The sequence below is a fragment of the Paralimibaculum aggregatum genome (genome assembly GCF_030270585.1).
GTDB lineage: Bacteria > Pseudomonadota > Alphaproteobacteria > Rhodobacterales > Rhodobacteraceae > Thermohalobaculum > Thermohalobaculum aggregatum.
Map to the genome: position 1 here is coordinate 1 of NZ_BSYI01000065.1, position 19,808 is coordinate 19,808.

The window sequence follows — 19,808 nt, forward strand, 5'->3', positions numbered from 1 at the left end:
AGGCGCCGCGCCAGCGCCCGGGGGGCCAGCGCATAGACCACCGGTTTCAGGCTGTCGCGCCGCCAGGGCAGGTGGCGCAGCCCGAACAGCGCGGTGGCGAGCGCGCCGCGCCGGTCGCCCGCCATCATCTGCAGGAAGGCGCTGTCGGTGAAATGGGCGTGCAACTGGTTGTGCGGGTCGCGGGCGAGGGCGCCGACATTGGTGTCGAAGGCCTCCCAGCTGTAGAGCGCCAGGCCGCGCCGGGTCCGCGCCCGGTCATGGGCGAGCTTGATCATGCGGGCCCGCCGCTCGGCCTGGGCCCGGGTGTTGGAGGTCATCGAGATCCGGTAGTGCAGTAGGCAGCGGCCGATCACTTCCATCGGATGCGCCTCGCCAACACGCAGGATGAAATCCATCCCCTGGCAGGTGCGCAGCGCCGGCTCGAAGCCGAAACCGGCGGCGATCTCCCGGCGCACGGCGATGGTGGCATCGTGGCCGGGGCTGCGCATCTGCGCGATCTCGGCGGCACAGTCGGCCGGGGATTTCTCCTGCACCCGCGGCGCCACCACGTGCCCGTGCCAGAGCAGCGCATAGCCCGACAGCGCGAGGCCGAGCTCGGGCCGCGCGTCGAAACGCCCGGCCAGCACGGCGAGCCGCTCCGGCGGGCTGAGATCGTCGGCGTCCTGCATCACCAGGATCGCGCCGCGCGCTGCGGCGATCATCGCGTTCATCGCCACCGACTTGCCGGCGTTGTCCTGCGCCAGGACGCGGATCCGCGGATCGCCGGCCGCCAGCCGCCGGGCGAGCGCGAGGGTGCCGTCGGTGCTGCCGTCATCGGTGATCAGCAGCTCGAAATCGCCGCAGGACTGGGCGAGGACGCTCGCCACCGTCGCCTCGAGGGTCGCCTCGGCGTTGTAGGCCGAGCAGAGGACCGAGAAGCGCGGCGCGGCGCTCGTGCTCATGGTGCTGCTCCCTCCCGGCGATGGATCCCGGCCCAGTCCTTGTGCGATCCGGCGCCCCGGTCAAGGGCTCGCGGCGTATTTGGCGCCGCTGCATGGCGGTTTGCGGCGTGTTCGGGGCCGGCGCGCTGGGGCGCGACCGCAGGCGGGCAGAGGCGCGGCCCCGGCGGGCGGGCAGGCGCCGGCCCGCAGGCAGCGCAGCGGGAGGCGCGGCGGGACGCGGGCTGTGCGGCAGACGGCACCGGGGTGGTCATCAGCCGGAGCATCGGCCGAAATCCTTGCGATGTCCTTACCGTGACCGGAAAATCCCCCGCCGCGCCGGCGGCCCGGGCGGCTCCGCGGGCGCGGCCGGGCAGGGCGGCGGCCCGCGCCGCTGCGCTACCGCCGCCGCGCGAGAACGGGTTTTCGGCCCGATCCGTGCAAAATTTACGAAAATTCAAGACATTCCCGGCACAGTCGCCAGTCGCCACGCCCCGGCGGCCATCGCCGCCAGGCAGAGAGATCGCCCCAGAGCAGCAATCCTGTCCATCGCGCCGGCATGCGTGCGACGCTTGACAGCCGGAGCCCCGGCTGCCGACTAGGCGTCGCGCCCACTGCGCGGCCAAACAGACCAGAGGTCCCCGCCATGAGCTTGATACTGGGAATTGTCAGCGCGGCGACCCCGCCGCTCAACGGCTCCGGCCCGCATGTCGAGAGCGGCTCGCTCGCCATGCCCACCGGCAATCGCGGCGTCGTGCCGGGGGAGCATGCCTATCTCGAGGCGGCGACCGGGACGGACCCCTATCTCGCCGCCGATGGCGCGCTCGTCGCGGTGATCGAGGTGCCCTGGGCGGCCTATGGCTATGCGGCGGCGGAGCGCTTCACCATCTTCGGCAACACCGCCGACCCGGCGCCGGCCGAGGCCGGGGCCATCGCGCTCGACGGCGAGCGGCTGTTCGACGGCGCCGGCAACCGGCTCCATTTCACGCTGCGCAGCGCCGCCGGGACGGCAACGCTGCAATACGACCTGCCCGGCGACGAGCAGCGCCTGACGGTGGCGGTCCGGTCCTCGGGCGGGGCGCTCTCGATCGACGTCTTCTCCGAGGGCGTCAAGCTTGCGGGCGGCGCCACCGGCCCCGTCAGCCATGCCGGCGGAGCGATCGCGGCGGGGGGGCTGCTCGTCGGTCTGCCCGGTCTCGATGCGAGCATGACGCCGGACACCGCCGGCAACGGCTTCACCGGCAGCATCCGCTTTCTCGGCTATCACGACGGCGCGCTCGCGGATGGCGAACTTGCCGCGATCTCGGCCGGTGCCGGAGCGGACACGGCGGGGACGGCGGCAAGCTGGCGCTTCGCCCGCGAGCTGACCGACCACGAGGCGACGAGCTTTCCGGCGGCGTCCTGGGCCACCGGCGATGTCCTGCCGGACTGGACCAAGGGCGGCGCGGCGGCGTTCCGTCCGGGCTCCGACATCGTGCCGGCGCATGATGCGGGCAACACCTTCTCGCTCGCCACCATCCAGGACGGCACGGTCTGGGGCGCGCTGCCCGGCGAGGCGGTGGCCTTCGTCGCGCTGTCGGGCAGCGCCAGCGGGGTGAGCGGCCCGGTCGAGCTGCGCACCCTCAGGGCGGACGGCTCGGTGATCCAGGACTGGGCCGAGATCCCCGGCTCGACGATCTCCGGCGGTGCCTGGTCGGGCAGCATCCTGCGCATGCTGTTCACCGATGGCTGGGGCCATGTCGAGGTGCGGCCCCGCGACATGCCCGCCATGGTGCAGCGCAGCCGCGCCCGCTGCGGCGCCGGCCATGTCTTCACGCTGGTCGGGCAGTCCAATGTCGGCACCTCCTGGAACGGCAGCGCGGCGACCCGCCAGCCCGCCGGCGCCGGGCCGTTCTCGGTGGTGATGTCGCTCGTCGACTTCAACGAGCCGGGCTCCGGCAATGTCGTCGTGCGGGTGATCGACGATGCCGCGCCGTGCCCGGTCAACTGGGCCGGCGCCGCGGAGGAATGGGGCCTCTGGAGCAGCACGCCCTGCATGGTGATCGATGTCAGCGTCCACGGCGCCGGCCATACCGCGCTGCTCGACGATGCCAACACGCAGTGGCAATGGTCGGACGTGACGCGCAGCACCGATCTCGTCGGCGCCGCCGTCTCGGCGCATCTGATCAACTGGGAGGTCTCGGTCAACACCCGCGCGGATCTCGACCATCTGATCGACGGCCTCGGCAGCCCCTATGCCCGCTACCTGCGCGACGGCGACCCGTTCCCGCCCGGCGCCGGCATCATCCTCGCCCGCGCCGACGGCGCCGCGCTCAACTTCCCGAGCGCCACCTACCCGACCTGGACGCAGGATTTCGACGTCATCTTCGCCACGCCGATCGCCACCGGCGAGCGCCGCAGCGCGCCCTGGACGGCGGGCGAGCTCTGGCAGGACTATGCCGCCGAGAAGGGTTATCTGTTCGGCTCGATGCAGGGCGACCGCAAGCTCGACGGCGGCCATGCCGACGGCGACGCCTCGCAGGAGCGGGCCTGCCGGCGCAATGTCGTCACCCTGGCGCGCTGGGCCGGCGAGACGGTGCAGGCGGACCCGTATATCGGCACGGTCACGATGAGCGGCGACAACAGGACCATCATCGTCACGGTCGACAAGCAAGGCGCTGCCGGGGATCTCACCACCGAATGGATCGAGCGCGGCGAGACGCCCCATGCGAGCGAGAGCCCGGTGCAGGGCTTCCACACCTGGGAGCCCTCCGAGACCCATCCGAGCCGCAGCGCGGGCGTGGCCACCATTGCCGACGCCGCCGCCGGCATCATCCACATCACCAAGGCCGACGGCACCGAATGGGAGGCCGGCACCGAGCTGTTCTACTGGACCGGGGCGCAGCTCTGCTTCGGCCGCGCGCTGCGCAACGAGCGCGAGCTCTGGAAGGGCGCGCCGCGCATCAGGTCGGCGCATGAGGGCGGCATGGGCCTGCCGCTGGCGCAGCGCCCGCGCATCGACGATTTCATCATGGCCCGGCCCTGGACCCCGGCAGAGCGCTTCGCCAGCGGCGAGACCGGCGACTGGTGGATCATCGAGCCGGATGCTTGCGTCCGGCTCGGCGGCGGCACGCCCTCGGTGGGCGACCAGGTCGAGCGCATCAGCGGCCAGCGCGGGCAGATCGACTGGGTCCATGACGGCGCCCTCGGCACCGTCCATCCGGTGCTCCGGCAGAATGCGGCGGGGGCCTACTACCTCGAGATCCCGAGCGGCGGCGCCCTCGTCACCGACACCGGCCACAGCGCCGCCGGGCTGCTGTTCCAGTGGGCCGCCAGCGATCTCGCCCCGGTGCTCGGCAACACGCAGAGCTTCCTCTACCGCAGCAACGGCGCCGGGGTGGAGTGGGCGCTCAACATCTCGGGCGCCACCAGGAAGATCGCGGTCTATGCGAACGACGCGCCGCATTACGGGGTCTCGTCGATCGACAACATCTACCAGGCCGACTGGGCGGCGATGTGGGCCGATCCGCACCTGCACAGCCTGCGCTTCGGCGCCTCGGTTTCCGCCGGCGACCACGGCTACAGCTTCGACCGGCACAGCGGCACCTTCTCGCCCGGCACGCCGACCGATCTGGCCGATGCCACGAGCCATCCGGTGCAGATGTTCCGCGGCCTCTTCACCGGGCATTTCTATGGCGGGCTGATGGTCGATGACCCGGCGATCCTGCGCCGGCAGGAGATGGGCTATTTCGATGCCCGCTTCGGCGGCAACAGGCTGAAGATGCAGTTCTGAGCCGCGCGCGGGCGCCCGCCCGCCGGGGGCGCCCGTTCTTGCAAGCCCGGGCGATCTCTGCTTGGAAGGGGCGCCCCGCCCGCGAGAGGGCGCGCCTGACGAGGGACCGCCCAGGATGTCCGACGCTCCGCCCCCTGCCGCCGACGGTGCTCCGCAGACGGAGCCCCGGGTGGACATCCTGCTCGCCACCTACAACGGCGCCGCGCGGATCGGGCGCCAGCTCGCCTCGCTGGCGGCGCAGACCTATCCCGGCTGGCATCTCCTGGTGCGCGACGACGGCTCCACCGACGGGACCGTGGCGCTGGTCGAGGCCTTCGCCGCGGCGCATCCCGGCCGGGTGACGATCCTGCGCGACGACCGCGGCAACCTGCGCACCCTCGGCAATTTTGCCGCGCTGCTGGCGCAGTCCGACGCGCCCTATTGCGGCTTCTGCGACCAGGACGACATCTGGGACCCGGACAAGCTGGAGACCGCGATACGCGCCATGCAGGCGCTGGAGGCCGGGCACCCGCCCGGCCGGCCGGCGCTGGTGGTGACCGACCGGCGCGTCGTCGACGAGACCGGCCGCGCGCTCGCCGCCTCGTTCTGGGAGCATCAGGGGGTGCAGCCGCGGCGGGTGCGCGGCTTCGCCAGCTTCCTCGCCTATCCGGTGGCGGCCGGCAGCTCGATGCTGCTCAACGCGGCGCTGCGCGCGCGCGCGCTGCCGATCCCGGCGGAGGCGATCCAGTACGACTGCTGGGTCGAGCTGGTCGCCGCGCAGTTCGCCGCCACGCGCTATCTCGAGGGCGCGCGGCTCACCTATATCCGCCATTCCGGCAATGTCTCGGGCGGCGGGCGGGCCTATCCGGCCGGCCGCTACCTGCGCCGGGCCGGGGCGCTGGCCGGCAATCTCGGGCGCCAGCGCCGGGTCTACCGGCGCTACATCGCGCAGGCGCGGGCGTTTCTCGCGCTGCACGGCGACGCGATGCCGGAGCCGGAGCGGCGCCGGCTGGCGATGTTCGTCGCCATGGAGGGCGCGGTCTGGCCGCTGAAGCTCTGGCGCGGCCTGCGCTCGGGCGGGCTGCCGCCGACCCCCGAGCGCAAGCTCGCCTTCCTGCTGCTGGCCTGAGCCGCGGCAGGGCTAGCGGATGAACCGGTCCACGTAATCCGCGCCGAGGCCGACGCTCTCGTAGTGCGCGCGGCAGAGCTCGATCTTCGAGAACACGTCCTCGTAGCCGAGCGGCTTGCCCCAGGGGTCGACGTAGTACATCACGCCGTTCACCTGGAAGAAGGTGATCATCTCCTCGACATCCTCGGGCACCACCAGCGTGTGGGTCTCGCCCGGCGGCTCGTAGACATAGGAGCCGGTCTCGGCCACCCAGTCATGCTCGAGATAGCGCCAGCGCCCCTTGAGCACGAGCCCGTGCACCGCCTGCGGGTGGCGGTGGCGCGACAGCACCCCGGCCTTGCGCACGCGCAGGAGGTTCATCCAGTAGCCCTGGCTGCGGTTCAGGCAGAGCGGGCGGAACCAGACATTCTCCGCCTGCGGCACCCAGAGGCGCTCGTCCTCCGGCACCGCCTGCGGCACGACGATCTCCTCCAGCGCATCCGCCGGAAACGGCAGCTGGTAGGGCATCATCTTGTCGTCGTCCTTGGCTTCGAGTGGCATCTGCGCCTCCATCACATCGCGGCATAGCCGCCATCGACCGGCATCACCGTGCCGGTCACGAACGTCGCCTTGTCGCCGAGCAGCCAGGCGACCAGCTCGCCGACCTCCGCCGGCTGGCCCCAGCGGCCCTGCGGGGTGCGCCCGAGGATCGCCGCCTCGCGCGCCCTGTCCTCGCGCAGGCCGGCGGTCATCCCGGTCTCGATCCAGCCCGGCGCGACGGCGTTGACGCGGATGCCGTCGGCCGCCCATTTCCCGGCCAGCGCCTTGGTGAGCTGCGCGACGCCGCCCTTCGAGGCGGAATAGGCCGGCACCAGCGGCCCGCCGAAGAAGCTCAGCATCGAGGCGGTGTTGACGATCGCGCCGCCGCTCGCGGCCAGCAGCGGATGGCAGGCGAGGCACATCCGCATGGTGCCGGTGAGGTTGACCGCGATCACCTTCTCGAACACCGCGAGGTCGTATTCCTGCCCGCGCAGCAGCGTGCCGGCGCAGTTGACCAGCCCGTCGAGCCGGTCGAGCCCGGCGACCAGCGCCGCCACCGCGCCGTCATCGGTCACGTCGAGCCGGCGCGGCTCGATGCCGGGGGCCCCGGGGCAGGCGGCGACCTCGGCCTCGGAGACCCCGGTGGCGATCACCGACCAGCCCGCCGCGGCGAGCACCGAGGCGACGCCGAAGCCGATGCCCCCGGTGCCGCCGGTGACCAGTGCGCGTTTCATCGTCATGCTCCTCCTTCCGGCCATGGATTGACCCAGTTCTGCGGCGTCTCGCCGGAGAGCGCCCGGCGCAGCCCCTCGGCGGCGTGCTGCTGCAGCGCCCGCACCGAGGCCTCGGAATACCAGCCGGCATGGTCCGTCAGCACGGTGTTCGGCGCGCCGAGCAGCGGGTTGTCCGGCGCCGGGGGCTCGGTCTCGAAGACGTCGATCCCGGCGCCGAAGAGCCGCCCCTCGTGCAGCGCCGCGGCCAGCGCCGGCTCGTCGATCAGCCCGCCGCGGCTGGCGTTCACCAGCACCGCGGTCGGCTTCATGCGGGCCAGCATCGCGGCATCGACGATGTGCCGCGTCGCCGCGGTGAGCGGGGCATGCAGGCTGACCGCGTCGGCCTCGGCGAAGATCCGCTCGAGCGGCGCGGGCTCCACGCCGTGCGCCGCCGCCTCCGCCGCGCCGAGTGCCGGGTCGGAGACCAGCGCCCGGGCGAAGCCGAGGGCGCGGAACCGCGCCCAGGCCGCCCGTGCGATCCGGCCGAAGCCGACCAGCCCCAGCACCGCGCCGCGATGGCCCGGCACCGGCTGCGCCTGGTCCACCCCCCAGATCCCGCGGCGCACCTCGCCGTCGCGGCTGACGATGCGCCGCGCCACCGCGAGATAGAGCGCCACCGCATGGTCGCTGACCTCCTGCGCGGCGCCGTAGTCGGGGATGTTGCAGACGGCGATGCGCCGCGCCGTGGCGGCGGGGAGATCGACATTGTCGACCCCCACGCCATAGCGCTGCACGCAGCGCAGCCCGGGGCAGGCATCCATCAGCCGCGCATCCACCCGGCGCTCGCGCACCAGGATCGCGCGCACCTCGCGCCCGGCCAGCACCGCCGCGGCATCCGCCGCCGCCGGCACCGGCAGCAGCGCCAGCCCGAGCGGGGCGATCGCCGCCCGCTCCGCCGCATGGTCGGCATAGCCGGGCTCGAGCAGCGCGACGACCGGCGGATTGCCTGCTTCGGTCATCGGCGCCGCCTCACTGGGCCCGGTAGGCGTCGACCGCGGCGTCGAGCCGGTCCGGCCATTCCTCGCCGATCTCGCCGACGATGAACTCCCGCACCGCCGGCTGCGCCAGCGCCCGGAAGGCGGCCTTCTGCTCGGGCGAGAGCGGCGTCACCGTCAGCCCCTTCTCGGCGAGCAGGGTGGTGGCGTTGGCGTCCTGCGCCGCGGTCATGCCGCGGTGGATGGTCTTGGCGATCACCACGCATTGCTCGATGGCAGTCTGCTCCGCCGGCTCCAGGCTCTCGAAGAAGGCGTCGTTCATCATGTAGGCGTGCCAGGAGAACACGTGGCCATCGAGGGTGACGTGGCTCTGGTGCTGGTAGAGCGAGGCGTTGAGGATGTTGGTGACGCCGTTCTCCTGGCCGTCGACCACGCCCTGCTGCAGCGCGCCGGGCAGCTCCGGCCAGGCCACCGGGGTCGCCGAGGCGCCGAGGCTCTCGACCAGCCTGACCCAGACCGGCGCGGTCATCACCCGCATCTTCAGCCCCTCCATGTCGTCCGGGCTGGCGATCGCGCGCTTCGAGTTGGTGAAGTTGCGCACGCCGTTGTCGGCGAGGGCGAAGACGCGGATCCCGGTCTGCGCGCGCATGTCCTCGAACAGCGCCTCGCCGAAGGGGCCGTCGACGATGCTCCAGGCCATGGCCTGGTCGTCGAAGAGATAGGGCAGGGCGAGCACCGAGAACGGCTTGTAGGTGGCCGAGATCGGCCCGTCATGCACCACCCCCATCTGCACCGAGCCGAGCTGCAGCCCCTCGAGGATCTCGGCGCCGTTGCCGAGCTGGCTGGCGGGGTAGATCTGGACATCGATGGCACCCGAGGTCTTGGCCTCGACGCAGCCCTCGAAGGCGAGCGCCGCGGCATGCTTGGGCGAGGAGAGATCGGCGGCCTGGAAATGCGCATAGCGCAGCTCCTTGGCGCCGGCGGCGCCGGCGGCGGAGAGCATCGCGGCGGCGGCGGCCGAGGCGAGCAGGGTCTTCAGGGTGTTCATCGTCTTCCTCCCGTTTGTTGTCAGTTTGCGTATCCGAAGATGCGCGGGACGGTCGTGCTCAGCTCCGGAAACAGGATGATGAGCAGCAGCACGAACAGCTCGGCCGCCAGCAGCGGCAGGATCGCCCGCGACAGCCGCTCGAGCCGCAGCCTGCCGACGGTCGCGATCACGAACAGCACCGGGCCCACCGGCGGCGTGACCAGCCCGATGGTGAGGTTGAGCACCAGCATCATCGCGAAATGCAGCGGGTCGATGCCGAACTGGTGCGCGATCGGCCCGAGCACCGGGGTCAGGATGATCAGCGCCGGCAGGGTGTCGATCACCAGCCCGCAGACCAGCGCGAAGCCGGCCAGCAGGAACAGCACCGTCAGCCGGTCGTCGGTCAGCCCGGCGAGCCAGGCGGCGAGCTCCTGCGGGATGCGCAGATAGGTCAGCAGCCAGCCGAACACCGAGGCCATGGCGACGATCAGCAGCACCGAGGAGGTGATCGTCGCCGCCCGCGCGAACACCGCCAGCAGCCGCGAGAGCCCCAGCGCCCGGCGCGCCAGCCCGAGCAGCAGCGCATAGGCCACCGCCACGGCGCCGGCCTCGGTGGCGGTGAAGACCCCGCCGAGGATGCCGCCGAGGATGATCCCCGGCATCAGCAGCGCCGGCAGCGCGCCGTAGAAGGCGGCGGCGATCTCCGGCCCGGCGGCGCGGCTCTCGCGGCCGCGATAGCCGTTGCGCACCGAGACGACGTGGTTGGTCAGCGCCAGCGCCAGGCCGAGCAGCAGCCCCGGCACCAGCCCGGCGAGGAACAGCCCGGCCACCGTCACCCGGTTGTCGGAGATCGCGTAGATCACCATCAGGATCGAGGGCGGCACGATCGGCCCGATGGTCGCCGTCGCCGCCGAGAGCGCCCCGGCATAGTTCTCGTCATAGCCGGCGCGGCGCATCATCCGCAGTACGATGGCGCCGGGCCCCGCCGCATCCGCCAGCGCCGAGCCGGAGATCCCGGCGAACAGCATCGAGACCAGCACGTTGACATGGCCGAGCCCGCCCTTGAGATGGCCGACCAGCGCATCGGCAAAGCGCAGCAGCGCCGCGGTCAGCCCGCAGGCGGTCATCAGCTCGGCGGCGAGCACGAAGAACGGCACCGCCATCAGCGGGAAGCTGTCGATCCCGCCGAACATCCGCTGCATCGCGATCAGCGGGTTCAGCGTGCCGTCGGCGAGGATCGCGGCGAGCCCGGCGATGCCCATGGTGAAGGCCACCGGCACGCCGAGCACCAGCGTCGCGACAAAGAGGATGACGAGGGTCTTGCCCATCATCTCAGTCGTCCCCCTCGGCATGGTCGGGGGCGAACTCGGCGCGCACGTAGCGCCGGGCGAACAGCGCGAGATGCACGAGGAACAGCGCCGCGCCGACCGGGATCGCGAGATAGGGGATGCCGCGGGGCATCTGGGTCGCCATGGTCTCCTTGTTCCAGCCGAACCCGACGAACATCGCGCCGTACCAGAGCAGCAGGCCCATGAAGGCGGCCATCAGCAGCACCGCGCCCCAGCGCAGCGGCCGGCGCAGCGCCGGCACCCGCTCCAGCAGCACGTCGATCGCCACCAGCTTGCCCTCGCGCAGCGCCAGCCCGGCCCCGGCGAAGGCGCCGAACACCATCAGGTGCCGCGCGACCTCCTCGGCCCAGGGGATCGAGGTGCCGAGCGCATAGCGCCCGAGCACGTTGGCGAAGACGATCAGGAACACGGCGGCGAGCACGAGCGCGATCAGCACCCGGTTCGCCTCGGTGAAGATCCGCTCGGCGCGGCTTTCGTCGCGGCTCTCTGGCACGCTTGTCCTCCCTCGTTTTGCGGAAGCTGGCATACTGGCATACAGAGTGTCAATAACTGACATTCAGTATGCCAGTGTGCTGGACCTTTGCGCGATCCCGCGCTAAACAGGAAGGCATGAAACGCCTCGCCCGACCGCGCTCGCTCACCGAACTCGTCGCCGACCAGCTGCGGCGGGAGATCATCTCCGGCGAGCTGGCCTTCGGCCAGGCGCTGTCCGAGGCGCTGATCGCGCAGAAGCTCGAGGTCAGCCGCACCCCGGTGCGCGAGGCCTTCGCGCGGCTCGAGCTCGAGGGGCTGGTGCGCAGCGAGCCGCAGCGCGGTACCTTCGTGTTCACCGTCTCGCTGGCCGAGCTCTCGGCGATCTGCGACGTGCGCGTGGTGCTCGAGACCGGCGGCCTGCGGCTCGCCTCCGAGCACGACCGGGCGGGCCTCGCGGCGGCGCTCGGCCGGATCGTGGCGAAGATGGCGGCGGCGCGCGCGGGCGGCGACGACCGGGGCTATCTCGGGCTCGACGCGGCCTTCCACCAGGCGCTGATCGACGGCGCCGGCAACGCCTATCTGGCGCAGGCCTACCAGACCATCGCGCCGCGCATGGCGGCGCTGCGCAACCGGCTCGGCGACCATCCGGACCACATGGCCAAGTCCTTCGACGAGCACGGGCGGATCACCGCGCTGATCGCCGAGGGGGATGTCGCCGCGGCCGAGGCGCTGCTGATCGCGCATATCGGCCGCAAGGAGGGCTCCTACTGGAGCCTCTCCTCGACCGCGACCGAAACCGCCGCCGGTCATGCGCCGGCCGCCCGGAGCAGAACGGCAAGAAGGGGACACTGATGGATATCGCAGGGAAGAAGGCCGTGGTTTTCGGCGGCACCTCGGGGATCGGGCTCGCGACCTGCCGGCGGCTCGCCGCCGGCGGGGCGGAGGTAATCGCCGTCAGCCGCAACCCGGAGAGGGCCGGGGCGCTGCCCGGGATCGCGCTGCGCAGATGCGACGTGCGCGACGAGGCGGCGCTGGCGGCGCTCCTCGCCGAGCTGGCGCCGATCGACATCCTGGTCAGCGCCGCGACCGGCGGCGACCGGGCGATCGGGCCCTTCCTCGAGATGGAGATGGACGGCTTCCGCGCCTCCTTCGACAAGCTCTGGGGCTATGCCAATGTCGTCCGCCACGGCGCCGCGCATCTCTCCGGCATCGGCAGCATCGTGCTGGTCAGCGGCGCCCCGGCGCGGCGCACCAAGCCGGGGCAGGTGGCGCTCGGCGCGGTCGGCGGCGCGGTCGAGCAGTTCGTCCGCGCGGTGGCGGCGGAGATCGCGCCGATCCGGCTCAACGCGGTCTCGCCCGGGATGATCGACACGCCGATGTCGCCGCTCGAGGGCGCGGCGCGGGAGGCCTTCTACCGCGAGCTGACCGCCGGGCACCTGATCCCGCGCGCCGGCACGGCGGACGAATGCGCCCAGGCGATCCAGTTCCTGATCGAGAACGATTTCGTCACCGGCACCACGGTGGATGTCGACGGCGGCTGGCTGCACGCCTGAGCCGCCTCAGCCCGGTTCCGGCCCCGGCTCCGGCGCCGGCGGGCAGTCGTGGAAGGCGCGCACGCTGCAGGTGGCGCAGATCCGGCGGTCGAGGCAGGTGATGGCATGGGCGATGGCGTCGCTCTTGTAGGGATGCACCCGGCCGCCGCCGACATGGTCGGTGACGCCGAAGCGCCGCAGCTGGGCGATGGTGCGGGGGATCTTGGTCTGCAGGTAGAGCGCGCCGCCGCGCGCCCGGCGGCGCTCCGCCTCCTCGATCAGCAGCTCGGCCGCCGGCAGGTCGATCTGGCCGACGCCGCGGATGTTGAAGATCAGGTGGGTCTGCCCCGGCAGCCGCGCCTCGATCTGGCGGAACTCGCGCCGCACCGCATCGACCGAGCCGAAGAACAGCGGCCCGTCGAGCCCGACGATGCCGAGCTGCGGGCAGACCGGCTGGCCGGTCTCGGCGACCGGGCGGAACGAGCGCGAGCGCCGCGCCGGGTCCGGCATCCCCATGCTCAGGCGCGGCTTCGAGGAGCGGTCGACGAACAGCAGGATCGACAGGATCACCCCGCAATAGATCGAGAACTCGAGCTCGATGAAGAGCGCCGCGAGGAAGGTGATCGCGGCGATCGCGGTCTCTCCCTTGGACTGCTTGAGGATGTGCAGCACCTCGCGGGTGTCGACCAGCCGCCAGGCCACCACCAGGATCACCCCGGCCATCGCCGGAATCGGCACCACCGCGAACCAGGGCGCCACCAGCAGCAGGATCAGGAACAGGAAGCCGGCGGCGAAGATCGCGGCGAGCGGCGTCTCGGCGCCGGCCTCGTAGTTGACGCCGCTGCGGGTGAAGGATGCCGAGCCCGGATAGCAGCTGAAGAAGCTGCCGGCGATGTTCGACATGCCCTGGCCGGTGAACTCGCGGTTGGCGTCGATGTCCTGGCCCGAGCGCAGCGCGATGGCGCGGCTGATCGACATCGCCTCGAGCAGCCCGACCAGCGCGATGGCGAAGGCCGGCGAGACCAGCGCGCCGATCCGCTCGGGGCTCACCGGGGGCAGCGCGAAGGCGGGGATCACGGTGTCGATGCGCCCGACCGTGGCGACCCCCGCCGCCGCCGGCCCGAGCGCGACATAGGCCCCGGTGCCGAGCGCCAGCGCGATCAGGTAGTTCGGCCAGCCGGGGCGCCAGCGCTTGATCAGCACGGCGCTGGCCAGCGACAGCGCGGCGATGGCGGCGGAGGCCGGGTCGGTCTCGCCGATGCCGCGGATCAGCGCGGGGAAGAAGGCGTCGAGATGCTCGGGCCGCGGCAGTTCCAGCCCGAGCGCGTGGCGCAGCTGGCTGAGCGCGATCAGCAGCGCCGCGGCGGTGACGAAGCCGATCATCACCGAATGCGAGACGAAGCTGACCAGCACCCCGAGCCGCGCCAGGCCGAGCATCAGCTGCATCAGCCCGACCAGCAGCGCCAGCGTGACCGCGGCCGAGAGGAATTCCGGGCTGCCGGGCGCGTAGAGCCCCGAGAGCGCGCCGAAGACCAGCGCCGAGATCGCCGTGGTCGGCCCCGAGACCGCGTGCCAGGAGGAGCCGAGCAGCCCCGCCACCACCGGCGTGATCAGCGCGGTGTAGAAGCCGTATTCCGGCGGCAGCCCGGCGATCGCTGCAAAGGCGACGCCCTGCGGCAGCACGATGGTGGCGCCGGTCAGCCCGGCCAGCAGGTCGCGGCGCAGGGTGACCGGGGTGACGCGGGAGAACCAGTCGGGGCGGGCGAAGACGGCGGCGAGGCTGTGCCGCGCGCCCGCGGCGATGGTGCGGAGCATGTCCATGGGTGCGATCCCCTGTCGGGAAGGCGATGCCGGCGCACGCGGGCGTGCACCGGCCGGGGCGGCGGCGGGCGTGTGCCGTCCGCCGGGGTCAGTCGCGGTTCAGGATGGTGACCTCGCCGGCCTCCGGATCGACGACGATGCGGTCGCCGGTGCGGATCAGGTCGGTCACGTCGCCGTCCTCGAAGCGGTCGCACATGGTCATGTCGGCCAGCGCCGCGCCCTGCGCCAGGATGGTGTTGGCGCGGTTGAACAGGATCGCCGCCGGGGCGATGCCGCGGCCCTTCATCTCGTGCAGCATCCAGGCCGAGGCGACGCCGCCCTTGGCGGTGTCGAAGACCAGGATCCTGCCGTCATAGCTCTGCCCGGCAAGAGCATGGTCGGGCCGCGAGAACACGCCCTTGATCCGGTCGAGATCGTAGCGCGCCGAGAAATTGTCCTTGGCCACCAGCGCCTCGGCCTCGACCTTCTGCCCGATGCCGACATGGCATTTCAGAACCTTCATCACAGGATCTCCCCCGCTTCGGCCGAAGCCACGCAGTCTTCCATGGAGGCGAGCGCCGGCTGGTAGCCGTAGCCGCCGAGAATGTTGACGATCTTCGCCGAGTTCGAGAGCAGGCGCGTCCAGCCGTTGGCCTCGCCGATCTCGCGGGCGAACTGCTGGTAGAAGCAGGTGCCGACCAGCACCTTGCCGCCGGCCGCCTCGATCTTCTCGACGAAGCCCATGCGCACCGCGTCGGGATAGACCTGCGGCGCGGTGCAGGCGAAGAGCGGCACCTTGAAGCGCCGGCCCTCGCAGAGCGCCGCCACCTGGCTCATCTCGACGATGCTGAGCTGCGGCGCGGCGAAGACCACCACGTCGGGCTTGTCGCCCCTGGCGCCGAAGCGCGAGCGCATGGCGTTCATCATGTCCTGGTCGAGATGCTCCACCGGCAGGGCCTCGCCGCCGACATCGGCCAGCTTCTGCGCCTCCGGGGTGATCCCGGCGAGATGGAACAGCGCGGTCGAGCCGTAGCTCGCCATCGCGGCGCCGAGATGCTTCATCTCGTCGGAGGTCGGCGTCACCTCCAGCCCCTCGATCACCGGCACCGCCCAGTAGGAGCCGGCGGTCTTGCCGGCGACGGCGCCGAGCAGGCCCCAGTCGGTCAGCCCCTTGGGCTGCTCGCTGACCCGGAAGCGGCGGGTGGCGCGGCGGTTCGCGTCGAGATGGAAGCCGTAGCGCGGGGTGCGCCCGGTCAGCCCCGCCGCCAGCGCCGAGGGGCCGCCCTCGAAGTTGGAGCGCGCGCCGCAGGCCGAGTTGGAATAGATCACCACGCCGGTATCGCCATAGGCGACGTGCTCGCCGCGCACCGGTGGCATGATGGTCTGGTAGTTGATGCAGGTGTCGGTGCTGAGGATGCCCATCCGGGTGTTGGCATCGATCAGCCGGCGCTGCAGGGCGGCCATCTCCTCGGTCTGGCCGAGCGGCATGTAATGCGTGAGATCGACGCCGCGCGGGTCGGTGATGGTGGGGACGGCGACCCGCGCGCCCTTGTCGGCCAGGCCCTCGAGGAAGGCCGCCCCGGCCTCGCCGGCGGCCTCCGGGTCGCACATCATGTGCGCCTGCGAGACCGGCACCAGGTCCTCGGCGTCGAACACCCGCCCGACCTTCATCTGGTGGTCGATGGCCCATTGCTTCGCGGGACCCATCTCACCCGCCAGCATGGCCTTTTCTTCATCGTTGAGTTTCATCTTTCTGCCTCTCTGGTGAGCGGGATCACTTCATCTGGTTGGGGAGCCAGGTGACGATCTCGGGGAAGAAGTAGACGACGTAGAGCATCGCGATCTGGATCAGCAGGAAGGGCAGGGCGCCGCGCGCCAGCTTCCAGAGATCGATCCGCGAGATCCCGTGGATGGTGAACAGGTTGACCCCGATCGGCGGCGAGATCTGCGCGATCTCCATGGCGATCGCCGCGAAGATGCCGAAGGCGATCGGGTCCATGCCGAGCTCCATCGCCACCGGGAAGAAGATCGGGATCGAGATCAGCAGCATCGCCGCGCTCTCGAGGAACATGCCGAGCACGACATAGGCCAGGATCATCAGCGTGACGGCATAGACCCCGCTGGCATTCTCGATGATCGCCTTGGCGATCGACTGCGGCACCTGCTCGAAGGTCAGGAAATGGGCGAAGTACTGCCCGAACACGATCAGCATGAAGAGCATGCTGGTGGTGGCGGTGGCGACATAGGCCGCGCCCTTGAGCTTGGCGAAGGTCAGCCGCCCCTGCACGAGGCCGAGCGCCACCACGTAGAGCACCGAGAGCGCGCCGACCTCGGTGGGGGTGAAGATGCCGGTATAGATCGCCGCGATGATCACCACCGGCAGCAGGACCACCCCGGCCGAGCGCAGCGTGATCGCCCAGCGCGCGCCCGGCGGGATGCTGTGCGCCACCTGCACCCGCGGCCGCGAGAACAGCACATAGGTGGTGAACAGGCCCATCATGATGATCCCCGGCACCACGCCGCCGATGAAGAGCTGGCCGATCGAGGTCTCGGTGATCACGCCGTAGAGGATCAGCGGGATCGAGGGCGGGATGATGATGCCGAGGGTGCCGCCGCCGGCAACGAAGCCGCCGGCGCGCGATTCGCCGTATTTCTCCTCCAGCAGCAGCGGGATCGCCACCAGCCCCACCGTCGCCGCGGTGGCCACCGAGGAGCCCGAGATCGCCGCGAAGATGCCGCAGGCGACGATGGTCGCGACGCCGAGCGAGTTGGGGATCGAGCCGGCCCAGGCCTTGGTCACCTCGAAGAGGTCGCGCCCGGCATCGGTGCGCTGCATGATCGTGCCGGTAAAGATGAACAGCGGCAGCGCCACCAGCTCGAAGATCGAGGCACCCTGCCAGGAGATGTTGATGAAGCTGCGGAAGGCGTGCAGCGGGTCCTCGATCAGCAGCGCCGCGACGAAGGCCGCGATCCCCATCGAGACGAAGACCGGGATCGACAGCGCCATGCACAGGAACAGCAGCGCGATGGCGATGTAGCCGGCATAGTCGTAGATGAAATCCTCCAGCATGGCTCAGTCCCCCACCACGCTGTGCGCCTCGTCGGCGATCTCGCCGGTGACGAGCTGCACGAGGGTCTGCAGGAAGAGGCCGATGCCGCCGAGCGGGATCGCCAGCGCCGGGATCCAGAGCGGCACCTCGAGCAGCGTCGCCGAGACGATCTCGTTCTCGATCTGGTACCAGACGAAATAGAAGCCCGAGGCGATGATCAGCACCGCGAAGAGCAGCGTCGCGACCTGCGACAGCCGGTCGAAGAAGGGGCGGGTTCCGGGGAACATGTCCGGCAGCAGCGTCACCCGGAAATGCGCGTTGGTCTGCACCGCCAGCGCATTGCCGAGAAAGCCGAGGAAGATGAAGGCATAGAGCGTCGTCTCGAAGACCCAGATCGTCGGGGCCCCGAAGGATCGGGCGATCGCCTCGTAGGCGACGGGCAGGCAGAGCAGGGCCATCAGCGCGATCGAGATCGCGGTCATCGCCTTGCCGATGAAGCGGGCGAGCGGAAGCATTGCGCACACCTCCTTGCGGCGGCTGGGGTTGGGCGGATCGGTGCTGCGGAGGAGGGGCCGGCGCGGGCCGGCCCACCGGGTCGTGCCGGGCTCAGTCGGCGGCGACCAGCGCCTGGACCTCCGGCGAATAGGCCGACTTGGCAGCCTCGGAGAGCGGCTCGAGCTTCTTGGCAAAGCTCTGCCAGAGCGGGCTGCCGGGCTCGACCACGACCACCTCGTTGCCGTTCTCGCGCACCACGTCGAGCAGCGTGCTGAGCTTGTCGATGGCAAACTGCTGCATGTGATCACGCGCCTCGCCGGCGGCCTCCATCAGCGCCGTCTGCAGCTCCGGCGAGAGCTTCTCGAAGCGCTCGAGGTTCATCACATAGGCATGGATCAGCGTGCCCATCACGCCGTTCGGCACGAACATCACGTCGGTCACCTCGTAGTGCTTGAGGCCGACCGCGCCGCCGAGCCCGCCGAGCGCGCCCTGCACCGTGCCGCGCTGCAGCGCCGAATAGACATCGCCCACGCCCATGATCGTCGGCGCCGCGCCTAGGGTCTGGATCACCTCGCCCGAGCCCTTGGAATAGACCCGGATCGCCTTGCCCTCGAAGCTCTCGGGGCCGGTCACCTGGAAGTTCGCCGAGACCACCGGCGGGCCGATGTCGAAGAGCGCGATCAGCATCGCCCCCTCCTCGCGCAGCCTGGCGTCGAAATACTCGAAGATCGGCGAGCCCGGGCGCAGGTTGTCCAGCGTCCACTCCATCGACTTGTTCCAGAGCGGGGTGGTGAGGATGCCGACATCGGCGATCCGGCCGGACCAGTTGTCTAGCGTGGTCAGCGAGATGTCGACGGTGCCCTGGGGCACGGCGCTGGAGACGAACTGCTGCTTGACCATCTCGCCGCCCTCGAAGCTGCGCAGCCGGAACTCGCCGCCCGACTTCTCCTTCAGCTTCTCCTCGAACAGCGGCACGAACTCGGCGACCTGGTAGTGCTTCGGGCTGCCCCAGGTCGAGAGCGACAGGCGTTCGGCGGCGCTGGCGGCGCCGGCGCAGGCGATCGCGATGACCCCCGCGGCGGCGAGCATCTTCCTCATCTTCATCGGTTTCCTCCCGTGGTGCCCGTGTCTGATATCCCGGGCCGATTGCTATATAGCAATTACATTATAGTAATCTTGCGCCGTCAAGCGGTTTCCGTGTTATTGTGATGCGTGCCACCCCGGGCGCGCGCAACGGATTGGAATGCAACGAAGATGGGAGATGCAGCAGACGAGCTCGCGGCCGAGTTCGTGCGGCGCTACTGGTCGGAGGAGGAGCATCTTCCGAAGCATGAGCGGCTGCGGCTGGCCTTCGCGGATTCGATATCCGACGGGTTCTGGAAGCCGGGCACCCGCCTGCCTACCGAGGCCGAGCTGGTGCAGGTCACCCCCTGCAGTCTCGGCACCGTGCAGCGCGCGCTGCGGGCGCTGTCCGACGAGGGGCTGATCGAGCGCCGGCGCGGCAGCGGCTCGGTGGTCGCCGATGTCGGCCCGCGCATCGCCGATCCCTGGCATATCCGCTATGTCGATCCGAGCGGGTCGGGCCTGCCCTATTACCCGGTCGAGACCCGGGTGGTGGCGCGCCGGCTGATCACCGATCGCGGGCCCTGGTCGGAGCCGCTGGGGCAGGGCGCGGGCCGCGTCGTCAAGATCGACCGGATCTTCACCGTCGACCAGCGCATCGAGATCTATTCCGAGTTCTACGCGCTCGAGGGCCGGTTCCCGGATCTCGAGCAGATCGCGCTCGCGCAGCTCGACGGCATCAACTTCAAGCGGATGCTGGCGAAGGCGCACCGGATCCCGTTCCACCGGATCCGCCAGCGGCTGCGCTTCGCGGTGCCGCCGCCGCATGTGGCGCCGCATGTCAGCAACGGGCCGGGCGGCGCGGTGCCGGTGCTCTCGGGGGTGGCGCTCGCGCTCAATGGCGAGGCGAACTACTATCAGGATTTCCACCTGCCGCTCGACGAGGGCGAGCTCGATCTCGGCTTCGCCACCAAGACCTGAGCGGGCGGCCTAGC

Annotated in this window: 18 protein-coding genes; 5 read left to right on the forward strand and 13 right to left on the reverse strand. The window is 71.0% G+C overall.

Translation table 11 applies throughout. From position 1 onward, the window contains the following. A partial coding sequence (locus QSJ97_RS23070; RefSeq protein WP_285674769.1) for a glycosyltransferase family 2 protein occupies nucleotides 1-941 on the reverse strand: 941 nt, incomplete at its 3' end. A gap of 622 nt (nucleotides 942-1,563) precedes the next feature. Between QSJ97_RS23070 and QSJ97_RS23075 the strand changes: the two genes are divergently transcribed. Next, on the forward strand, nucleotides 1,564-4,689 hold the full coding sequence (locus QSJ97_RS23075; protein WP_285674770.1) for a hypothetical protein: 3,126 nt from the start codon (nucleotides 1,564-1,566) through the stop codon (nucleotides 4,687-4,689). A gap of 169 nt (nucleotides 4,690-4,858) precedes the next feature. Next, on the forward strand, nucleotides 4,859-5,797 hold the full coding sequence (locus QSJ97_RS23080; RefSeq protein WP_285674772.1) for a glycosyltransferase: 939 nt from the start codon (nucleotides 4,859-4,861) through the stop codon (nucleotides 5,795-5,797). Nucleotides 5,798-5,809: 12 nt separating this feature from the next. Here QSJ97_RS23080 and QSJ97_RS23085 read toward each other — a convergent pair whose 3' ends face one another. Genes QSJ97_RS23085 through QSJ97_RS23110 form a run of 6 tightly spaced genes read right to left on the reverse strand, consistent with a single transcriptional unit; the run spans nucleotide 5,810 to nucleotide 10,893 of the window. Further along, nucleotides 5,810-6,337 (reverse strand): 2,4'-dihydroxyacetophenone dioxygenase family protein, encoded by a 528-nt coding sequence (locus QSJ97_RS23085; protein ID WP_285674773.1) that lies wholly within the window; start codon nucleotides 6,335-6,337, stop codon nucleotides 5,810-5,812. A gap of 11 nt (nucleotides 6,338-6,348) precedes the next feature. Continuing rightward, the gene (locus tag QSJ97_RS23090) at nucleotides 6,349-7,050 is read right to left on the reverse strand and encodes an SDR family NAD(P)-dependent oxidoreductase (protein WP_285674774.1); all 702 of its coding nucleotides are present in this window, start codon (nucleotides 7,048-7,050) and stop codon (nucleotides 6,349-6,351) included. Between the two features lie 2 nt (nucleotides 7,051-7,052). Next, nucleotides 7,053-8,048: a C-terminal binding protein gene (locus tag QSJ97_RS23095; protein WP_285674775.1), complete on the reverse strand. Its 996-nt coding sequence runs from the start codon at nucleotides 8,046-8,048 to the stop codon at nucleotides 7,053-7,055. 10 nt (nucleotides 8,049-8,058) lie between these two features. Beyond that, nucleotides 8,059-9,072 (reverse strand): DctP family TRAP transporter solute-binding subunit, encoded by a 1,014-nt coding sequence (locus tag QSJ97_RS23100; protein WP_285674776.1) that lies wholly within the window; start codon nucleotides 9,070-9,072, stop codon nucleotides 8,059-8,061. Nucleotides 9,073-9,092: 20 nt separating this feature from the next. Further along, nucleotides 9,093-10,382 carry a TRAP transporter large permease gene (locus QSJ97_RS23105; RefSeq protein ID WP_285674777.1) on the reverse strand — a complete coding sequence of 430 codons (1,290 nt, stop codon included), beginning with the start codon at nucleotides 10,380-10,382 and terminating at the stop codon, nucleotides 9,093-9,095. 1 nt (nucleotide 10,383) lies between these two features. Beyond that, nucleotides 10,384-10,893, reverse strand: coding sequence for a TRAP transporter small permease (locus QSJ97_RS23110; RefSeq protein ID WP_285674778.1), 510 nt, complete (start codon nucleotides 10,891-10,893; stop codon nucleotides 10,384-10,386). A 116-nt stretch (nucleotides 10,894-11,009) separates the two neighbouring features. On the opposite strand from QSJ97_RS23110, the gene QSJ97_RS23115 reads away from it, so the two are divergent. Both QSJ97_RS23115 and QSJ97_RS23120 read left to right on the forward strand, forming a co-directional pair. Further along, on the forward strand, nucleotides 11,010-11,726 hold the full coding sequence (locus tag QSJ97_RS23115) for a GntR family transcriptional regulator (RefSeq protein WP_285674779.1): 717 nt from the start codon (nucleotides 11,010-11,012) through the stop codon (nucleotides 11,724-11,726). Further along, nucleotides 11,726-12,427 carry an SDR family NAD(P)-dependent oxidoreductase gene (locus tag QSJ97_RS23120; protein WP_285674780.1) on the forward strand — a complete coding sequence of 234 codons (702 nt, stop codon included), beginning with the start codon at nucleotides 11,726-11,728 and terminating at the stop codon, nucleotides 12,425-12,427. Before QSJ97_RS23115 ends, QSJ97_RS23120 begins: the two co-directional genes overlap by 1 nt. Before the next feature lie 6 nt (nucleotides 12,428-12,433). Here QSJ97_RS23120 and QSJ97_RS23125 read toward each other — a convergent pair whose 3' ends face one another. The 6 genes from QSJ97_RS23125 to QSJ97_RS23150 all read right to left on the reverse strand — a co-directional run bounded on the left by QSJ97_RS23125 (nucleotide 12,434) and on the right by QSJ97_RS23150 (nucleotide 18,855). Further along, complete coding sequence (locus QSJ97_RS23125; RefSeq protein WP_285674781.1) at nucleotides 12,434-14,227, reverse strand: SulP family inorganic anion transporter; 1,794 nt, start codon at nucleotides 14,225-14,227, stop codon at nucleotides 12,434-12,436. A gap of 88 nt (nucleotides 14,228-14,315) precedes the next feature. Further along, complete coding sequence (locus tag QSJ97_RS23130; protein ID WP_285674782.1) at nucleotides 14,316-14,729, reverse strand: aconitase X swivel domain-containing protein; 414 nt, start codon at nucleotides 14,727-14,729, stop codon at nucleotides 14,316-14,318. After that, complete coding sequence (locus tag QSJ97_RS23135; RefSeq protein WP_285674783.1) at nucleotides 14,729-15,955, reverse strand: aconitase X; 1,227 nt, start codon at nucleotides 15,953-15,955, stop codon at nucleotides 14,729-14,731. Before QSJ97_RS23135 ends, QSJ97_RS23130 begins: the two co-directional genes overlap by 1 nt. Before the next feature lie 25 nt (nucleotides 15,956-15,980). Next, nucleotides 15,981-17,276, reverse strand: a complete 1,296-nt coding sequence (locus tag QSJ97_RS23140) for a TRAP transporter large permease (RefSeq protein ID WP_285674784.1) — start codon at nucleotides 17,274-17,276, stop codon at nucleotides 15,981-15,983. Between the two features lie 3 nt (nucleotides 17,277-17,279). Beyond that, complete coding sequence (locus QSJ97_RS23145) at nucleotides 17,280-17,771, reverse strand: TRAP transporter small permease (RefSeq protein ID WP_285674785.1); 492 nt, start codon at nucleotides 17,769-17,771, stop codon at nucleotides 17,280-17,282. 91 nt (nucleotides 17,772-17,862) lie between these two features. Next, nucleotides 17,863-18,855, reverse strand: a complete 993-nt coding sequence (locus tag QSJ97_RS23150) for a TRAP transporter substrate-binding protein (protein WP_285674786.1) — start codon at nucleotides 18,853-18,855, stop codon at nucleotides 17,863-17,865. Between the two features lie 150 nt (nucleotides 18,856-19,005). On the opposite strand from QSJ97_RS23150, the gene QSJ97_RS23155 reads away from it, so the two are divergent. Beyond that, nucleotides 19,006-19,794, forward strand: a complete 789-nt coding sequence (locus QSJ97_RS23155) for a GntR family transcriptional regulator (RefSeq protein WP_285674788.1) — start codon at nucleotides 19,006-19,008, stop codon at nucleotides 19,792-19,794. Nucleotides 19,795-19,808 lie beyond the last annotated feature (14 nt).

Coding starts and splice junctions, on each gene's coding strand:
- QSJ97_RS23120 (WP_285674780.1), top strand. CDS start 11,726: ATGGATATCGCAGGGAAGAAGGCCGTGGTTTTCGGCGGCACCTCGGGG.
- QSJ97_RS23090 (WP_285674774.1), bottom strand. CDS start 7,050: ATGAAACGCGCACTGGTCACCGGCGGCACCGGGGGCATCGGCTTCGGC.
- QSJ97_RS23140 (WP_285674784.1), bottom strand. CDS start 17,276: ATGCTGGAGGATTTCATCTACGACTATGCCGGCTACATCGCCATCGCG.
- QSJ97_RS23145 (WP_285674785.1), bottom strand. CDS start 17,771: ATGCTTCCGCTCGCCCGCTTCATCGGCAAGGCGATGACCGCGATCTCG.
- QSJ97_RS23085 (WP_285674773.1), bottom strand. CDS start 6,337: ATGCCACTCGAAGCCAAGGACGACGACAAGATGATGCCCTACCAGCTG.
- QSJ97_RS23105 (WP_285674777.1), bottom strand. CDS start 10,382: ATGATGGGCAAGACCCTCGTCATCCTCTTTGTCGCGACGCTGGTGCTC.
- QSJ97_RS23075 (WP_285674770.1), top strand. CDS start 1,564: ATGAGCTTGATACTGGGAATTGTCAGCGCGGCGACCCCGCCGCTCAAC.
- QSJ97_RS23125 (WP_285674781.1), bottom strand. CDS start 14,227: ATGGACATGCTCCGCACCATCGCCGCGGGCGCGCGGCACAGCCTCGCC.
- QSJ97_RS23155 (WP_285674788.1), top strand. CDS start 19,006: ATGGGAGATGCAGCAGACGAGCTCGCGGCCGAGTTCGTGCGGCGCTAC.
- QSJ97_RS23095 (WP_285674775.1), bottom strand. CDS start 8,048: ATGACCGAAGCAGGCAATCCGCCGGTCGTCGCGCTGCTCGAGCCCGGC.
- QSJ97_RS23115 (WP_285674779.1), top strand. CDS start 11,010: ATGAAACGCCTCGCCCGACCGCGCTCGCTCACCGAACTCGTCGCCGAC.
- QSJ97_RS23135 (WP_285674783.1), bottom strand. CDS start 15,955: ATGAAACTCAACGATGAAGAAAAGGCCATGCTGGCGGGTGAGATGGGT.
- QSJ97_RS23100 (WP_285674776.1), bottom strand. CDS start 9,072: ATGAACACCCTGAAGACCCTGCTCGCCTCGGCCGCCGCCGCCGCGATG.
- QSJ97_RS23130 (WP_285674782.1), bottom strand. CDS start 14,729: ATGAAGGTTCTGAAATGCCATGTCGGCATCGGGCAGAAGGTCGAGGCC.
- QSJ97_RS23150 (WP_285674786.1), bottom strand. CDS start 18,855: ATGAAGATGAGGAAGATGCTCGCCGCCGCGGGGGTCATCGCGATCGCC.